Annotated in this window: 6 protein-coding genes; 3 read left to right on the forward strand and 3 right to left on the reverse strand. The window is 62.6% G+C overall.

Annotated elements, in window-relative coordinates; translation table 11 throughout:
* A partial coding sequence (locus MOV74_RS28330) for an alpha/beta hydrolase (RefSeq protein WP_246929915.1) occupies positions 1-510 on the forward strand: 510 nt, incomplete at its 5' end.
* Between the two features lie 41 nt (positions 511-551).
* Here the strand turns inward: MOV74_RS28330 and MOV74_RS28335 are convergent.
* The gene (locus MOV74_RS28335; protein ID WP_246929916.1) at positions 552-1,526 is read right to left on the reverse strand and encodes a magnesium transporter CorA family protein; all 975 of its coding nucleotides are present in this window, start codon (positions 1,524-1,526) and stop codon (positions 552-554) included.
* Positions 1,527-1,734: 208 nt separating this feature from the next.
* A complete protein-coding gene (locus tag MOV74_RS28340; RefSeq protein ID WP_246929917.1) occupies positions 1,735-2,706 on the reverse strand; it encodes an ABC transporter substrate-binding protein in 972 nt (323 codons plus the stop codon).
* A 434-nt stretch (positions 2,707-3,140) separates the two neighbouring features.
* On the opposite strand from MOV74_RS28340, the gene MOV74_RS28345 reads away from it, so the two are divergent.
* Both MOV74_RS28345 and MOV74_RS28350 read left to right on the forward strand, forming a co-directional pair.
* The gene (locus MOV74_RS28345; RefSeq protein WP_246929918.1) at positions 3,141-4,742 is read left to right on the forward strand and encodes a hypothetical protein; all 1,602 of its coding nucleotides are present in this window, start codon (positions 3,141-3,143) and stop codon (positions 4,740-4,742) included.
* A 151-nt stretch (positions 4,743-4,893) separates the two neighbouring features.
* Complete coding sequence (locus MOV74_RS28350; protein WP_246929919.1) at positions 4,894-5,331, forward strand: hypothetical protein; 438 nt, start codon at positions 4,894-4,896, stop codon at positions 5,329-5,331.
* 158 nt (positions 5,332-5,489) lie between these two features.
* Here the strand turns inward: MOV74_RS28350 and MOV74_RS28355 are convergent.
* Positions 5,490-6,452: amidase family protein (locus tag MOV74_RS28355; protein WP_246929920.1), on the reverse strand; the 963-nt coding region annotated here is incomplete at its 5' end.

The following is a 6,452-nucleotide window of genomic DNA, read 5'->3' on the forward strand; positions in this document are numbered from 1 at the left end:
ATGATCTCGCCGGGCTCCGCCCTGCTCTCGCCGCGCGGCCGCGTGCTCGAGCACGGCATGCCGCGCTTCTTCCGCCGTCTCGCCGAAGGCGTGTTCGACGAGGAGGACGTGCGACAGCGTGCGCGCGAGCTCGGCGACTTCATCGCGGATGCACGAGAGCAATACGGCATCGCCGCACCGGTTGCGGTTGGCTTCTCCAACGGCGCCAACATCGCAGCCGCGTTGCTATTGCTGAAGCCGGATGTGCTTGCAGGCGCGATCCTGCTGCGCGCCATGGTGCCGCTGTCGGCTCCGCCGAAAGCCGAGCTTGCGGGCAAGCCGGTGCTGCTGCTGTCCGGCCAAGCCGACCCGATCGTGACGGCGAGCAATTCGGCGAAGCTGGCGACGCTGTTGTCGGATGCCGGAGCGCGTGTCGACCACAAGGTGCTGCCGGCAGGCCACCAATTGTCGCAAGCTGACGTAACGCTGGCCCGCGAATGGATTGGCAACGTCCACGCCAAGGCAGCATGATCGAGCGGCGGCGCATCGTTTCCGAACGGTGCGCCGCAGCTTCAATCGAACCAGCCGCGCCGCTTGAACCAGATCAGGGGCAACACGCCGCTGGCGATGATCGCGAGCCAGGCCAGCGGATAGCCGAAGCTCCAGTCCAGCTCGGGCATGTGCTTGAAGTTCATGCCCCAGATGCCGACCAGGATGGTCGGCGGCACGCCAACGACGGACACGATCGTCAAAATCTTGAACAGCTCGTTCTGCTGGATGTTGATGAAGCCGAGCACGGCATCAAGCAGCAACTGGATCTTGTCGGACAGTCGCGTCTCGTAATCGCTGAGCGAAACCACGTCCTTCGACACGGCCTCCAGGCGCTTCTTCGACGCGGCCGTGATCCATTCACTGCCGACATCGCCCGCGAACGACGCAATGCGGCCAACGCCGAGCAGGACATCGCGCGCCTTGGCGAGGCGATCGGCCAGTTCGCCGATGTTCTCCAGCGCCTCGCGCATCCGGCGGCTGGAGCGCACCGGCCGCTGGGTGCGGACGAGCCCGCCCCTGAAGACGCCGCGGGAGAGCTTGTCGACCTTCGCGCCGAGATGCTCCAGGACGTCGGCGCCACGGTCGATCATGGCTTCGAGCAGGCTGGTGAACACGCACATGCCGTTCTCCAGGCTGTCGTCGGAGCCGATGCGCTTGCCGATGTCGTCGAAGGTCGGCAGCTCCGCAAAGCGCACTGTGACCAGCACATGCGGGCCGATGACGAATCCCACCGGCGTGATCTCCGCCTCGTTGTCCTCGTCGAGCCGGACCGCCGGCGAGCTGAGATAGAGCGTGCCGTGGTCGAGAATGAGGCGGCTCGACGCCTCGATCTCGCTAAGAGACTCTTGCGAGAGGATGCGGATGCCGAGCAGTCGTTCGACGAACTCCTTTTCCTCATCGGTGGCGTTCAGGAGGTCAGCCCAGATGATCTCCGAGGGCATTTCCGCGCCGATACTCCGCCAGTCGTCGGACGGCCACCTGTAAAGCTTGAGCAAGAACCGAACTCCGTGGCCGCATCGTCATGCCGGCTGATGCATCCGGCCGTCATCTGGCGGGCTAACGCATCAGGGTTCCAAACGTTCAATATCCCTGGGGTGCGGTATGCCTTGCGTTTCGGGCGGAGTCCGCATTCCGACCAAAAGGGATCAGCGAATGTCCGCTTAGGACCCGACAAGAGACTCATGCATTGCAGCAAACTGGGCCTCATTCGATCACTTCGTCGGCGCGGACGAGTATCGAGGACGGCACGGTGAGGCCGAGTGCCTTGGCAATCCTTATGTTAATCACCAACTCGAACTTGGTCGGCTGCTCCACCGGCAGATCGGCAGGCTTGGTGCCTCTGAGTATCCTATCGACAAAACTGCTTGCACGGCGGAATAGATCGGCTGTATCCGCGCCGTAGACCGACAATCCGCCATTGGCGTAGACTCGAAACAAGTAGTTTGCCGGCAGACGATACTTCGCCGCGAGTGCGATTATTCGCGGCGCTTCGACATAGGTGAGCGGATCCCCGAAATCAATTATCGCATCGGCATTTTGGGCAGAAGCCGAAGCAAAGGCTACGTCAAGTTCCTCGGCCGTGGCCGCTTCAACTGTCAGCAGCACTATGCCGAGCTTCCGCGCCTTGCTGCGTGTCTCTTCCACTAAGTAAAGCATTGGGTTCTTTGGATTGACCAAGATCGCGATTCTCGAGGCGCCAGGAATAAGTTCGCGAAGGATTTCGATACGTTTTCCGAAAAAATCTTCAGGTACGTTGGTCGTAATACCCGTTATGTTGCCCCCCGGTCGCGATAGACTTTGAACGAGGCCGAGGCGGACGGGGTCAGCCACAGCGACGAACACAATCGGAATGGTGGCAGTTGCCGATTTCAGGGCTAGCGCCGCTTGAGGTCCCGCAGCGATTAGCACATCGGGATTGAGGCCGATCAGGTCGGCGACTGAAGCTGGCAGTTGATCGGGGGGATGAGAAAAGCGCAATTCGACAATCAGATTTCCACCTAGCCAGCCGTGGTGTCGCAGCCCATCGAGGAATACACGCTCGGCTTGATTAAGGGCCTGCCCGCTCCCATCACCGATCGCAAGAAAGCCAATGTGCCGAGGCTTCCTCTGCGCCCACAAACTGTGGGGCGAAACGAGCACTGCCGCAGTAACCGCTATGAACTCCCGCCGCTTCATTCGTTCCTCATGGCTGCTTGAGGACGATGGGGCGCAGAGTATCAGTCCATGACGTTCGTCGCACTCAGTGAAGTGCAATTCACCGTCGCGAAGCGGCGCGATGTCGCATACCGCAATGGGGCGTTCACGTCAGTGTACCCTTTACCCGGGAGCTTTCGGTCCTCCACCATGAGCAGACATCCTCAGACTTGCTGTGCATGTCTTTGGCGGCCTACGCCTCGCTATCCGCACCACGATTTCGCGCACGGGAGGTTGGAGCCTGACAGGCGTGCTTCCCTAATGCAATTTTGCCCGCTCCTATTGACTCGCATCGCGAATGGGCAAATCCTTCCAACAACGCAATTGCCACCGCCAATTTCAGCACTGCGAACTTAGGCGCCCTGGCCGTATCGGCGCCATCTGAGCAACTTTTTCTGAACAGAAACGGAGGGCCGATGCGCGCGCTCGTCTTGAGAACCGTCTCTCTTCTCACCCTCGCCACTCTGTGCTCGATCTCCGCCACGCCTGCCGCACACGCCGAGGACGGGACCGACGAGCAGTTTGGCAAGGTTCACTTCCAGACCTCCTGCAACGAGGTGGCGCAGCGGCGCTTCGACCGCGGGATGCGCTATCAGCACTCGTTCTGGTATCGACCCGCGAAAGAGATTTTCGAGGAGACGTTGCAGGCCGATCCGGAATGCGCCATCGCCCATTGGGGGATTGCCCTCAGCCTGCTGTACAATCCGCATTTTCCTGCGCCGAAGGAAAACCTCACTGAGGGCCTCGCTGCGCTGCAGAAGGCGAAGGCACTCGGCGCCAAGAGCGAACGCGAGCGCGACTATGTCGACGCGCTGCTGGCCTTCTACTCGGGCGACGAGAAGACGACGTTTGGCCAACGCGCGCAGGCATATCTCAAGGCAACCGAAGCCGTCGCCACGCGCTATCCCGATGATGACGAGGCACAGATCGCCTATGCCATCACGCTGAATGTCACGGCGTCACCAAACGACAAGACCTATGCCAACCAACTCAAGGGCGCTGCCATCCTGGAGCCGATCTTCAAGCGACAGCCGCGGCACCCGGGCGTCGCGCATTACTTGATCCACCTTTACGACTATCCGGCGATCGCAGAACAAGGTCTCGACGCTGCTAAGCGCTATTCCGAGATCGCGCCGGCGGCGCCGCACGCTTTGCATATGCCGTCGCACATCTTTACGCGCGTCGGCTACTGGAACGAATCCATCGACGCCAATAGCCGTTCCGCCAAGGCTGCCAAGGAGGGCAAGGACCCCAGCGAGCAGCTGCATGCCGACGACTATATGGTCTATGCCCTGCTCCAGCTTGCGCAGGACAGCCGAGCCCGCGACGTCATCGCAGACATGGTCGCGACCACGGGGTATGCGCCGGCCGTCCGCGCCGGTCCCTACGCGATAGCGGCCAGCCAGGCGCGTTATATGGTCGAGCGAGGCGATTGGCAGGGCGCGGCCGCGTTGAAGGTCGAGCCGAGCCGGTTTGCCTACGTCGATGCGATCACCTATTTCGCCCGCGCCCTTGGCGCCGCGCGCTCCGCCAATGCGGACGCCGCAACGGCGGATATCGCCAAGCTGGCGGAGCTTCGGGAGAAGTTGCAGCAGGACAAGGATGCCTATTGGGGCGAGATCGTCGACATTCAGCGGCAGGTCGCCACAGCCTGGCAGCTCAATGCCCAGGGAAAACAGGCGGACGCGTTGGAAGCGATGCGCCTTGCCGCCGATGCCGAAGACAAGACCGAAAAATCCATCGTGACGCCGGGACCGCTTGCCCCGGCGCGCGAGCTTTACGGGACCATGCTGCTCGAGCGCGGCATGGCGACAGAGGCATTGGCCGCGTTCGAGGCCACGATGCGCAAGGAACCGAACCGCTTTGGCGCGACGATCGGCGCCGCTCACGCCGCCGAGAAGGCGGGTGACATCGTGAAGGCACGCCAATACTACGCGAAAGTCGTCGACATGGCGCGCAATGGCGACTCCTCGCGGGAGGACCTCGCGGCCGCACGGAAGTTCATGGCTCAAAATTAGCAAAAGTTCAGCGGCATCTGCCATGCGCCTGGCAAGCAAATTCGTTGCGATCAGCTCAGCCACCGCACTACTCTGCGCAGCCGCTGCGGTCTGGATATTGCGATCTGACGAACCGGCACGCGCAACAGCGGCATCCAGCGAGGTCCGCCCGGTGTGGACGGAAACCGACTGGCCTTTCAGCGCAGATCCCTGGGGGAAGGGAAAGGCGTTCCGCTGCAAGGCCCACGATTGCGGCGGCGAGGTCCAGCTGTACGTTCGCGCCAAGCTCGGCTTTTGCAATTGCGCCACCGGCGTCGCCGATGACGGCGACCTCGAGCAAATGGGCGACCTGGCGCTGATTGGCAAGGCAACTCCGATCGGTGCCGGCCGAGAAATCGTAGTCGGTCGGATGCGCGGCCGCAGCCGGGCCTATCGCGTCGAGGGAAATCGCAGCGCCGCGCTCTCACTCGCCTTCAATCAGCGCTGCGACATGGTGGCCGCGACGGTTTTGGTTGGACCGGGCGCGCCCGCCTCACTGGAGCCGGCGGTGCTGGCCTTCCTCAATAGCGATCGCATGTTGAATTGGGCCGAAATCGCGCTTGGGTTATGACTCAGAGCAATTCGGCTTCCGTCGTTCGCAGACCAAAAGGACCTCTGACTCCTCGTTAAGGATCGCGTCACTGATGAGAGTTGTCCCGGTTTGCCTGCCGAGTTATCGATATCATAGTGGCTCCTGCCTGGGAGTGGGCGCACCCCAAGGGGTACGACCTAAACGTCTGCCAACCCCGGCGGCGGTTTGCGCATGTTGGAGGCCTGCTCATAGGCGTAGGCCAGACGCAGCAGCTTGTGCTCGCTCCAGGCACGGCCTGCGAAGGTGATGCCGAGCGGGTAGTCGGGCGTGTCCTTGTCGTCTGCTCCCGAGATGAAGCCGGCCGGCACCATGACGCTCGGATAGCCCGCCTTGGCGGCGATCCCGCAGCCTGCACTGCCGGGGAATAGCACCGCGTCGAGCTTGTGCTGATTCATGTAGGCGTCCATGCCGCGCGTCTTGGCGGAGAGCAGATCCATGGCACGTGCCGATTTATATTCGCGCTCGCTCAGATCGCCTCTGGTCATGCTGGCGGCGAGGAAGTGATCCTGGCCAAAGCGTAGCGCCGTCTCCGCATGCGCAGCATTGAAGGCCACGATGTCGGCAATGCTCCTGATCTCGGTGTTAGTCGCCCAATCCCTGAGGTAGAGGTCGAGATCGCGTTTCAGCTCGTAGAGGAAGACCACCGGCGGCCTCGCGACAGTGCCCTTGTGGTGGCTCAGCGGATTGCGGTTCAGCACGGCCATGGTCGTACCCGGCCCGCCGATCCAGCCAGGTGTCGGCATGCTGGCGCGGACGATGACCGCTCCGAGATCTTCCAGCACCGTGATCGCGTCAGCAATCACCTTGGCCGACCTCGGCGGCAGCTTGTCGTAGTAGGGATCGTTCAGCGGGTCCGCCGGGTCGCTCGGCACGCCGATGCGCGCACCCTTCATCGCATCCCGCGTGAGGCCGGCCGTGTAATCGGCCGGCCGCCTTTGCCGCTCCGTCACGGGATCGAGCACGTCCTTGGCGGCCAGCACGTTCAGCAGCATCGCGGCGTCACGCACGGTACGCGTCATCGGCCCTGCGGTGTCCTGGCTGTGCGCGATCGGCACGATGCCGGCGCGGCTGACGAGTCCGACCGTCGGCTTGACGGTGAC

It is taken from the genome of Bradyrhizobium sp. SHOUNA76 (genome assembly GCF_023006445.1).
Taxonomy (GTDB): Bacteria; Pseudomonadota; Alphaproteobacteria; order Rhizobiales; family Xanthobacteraceae; genus Bradyrhizobium.

Excerpts from the sequence above, each read along its gene's own strand:
- MOV74_RS28340 (WP_246929917.1), bottom strand. The coding sequence starts at position 2,706 with ATGAAGCGGCGGGAGTTCATAGCGGTTACTGCGGCAGTGCTCGTTTCG.
- MOV74_RS28345 (WP_246929918.1), top strand. The coding sequence starts at position 3,141 with ATGCGCGCGCTCGTCTTGAGAACCGTCTCTCTTCTCACCCTCGCCACT.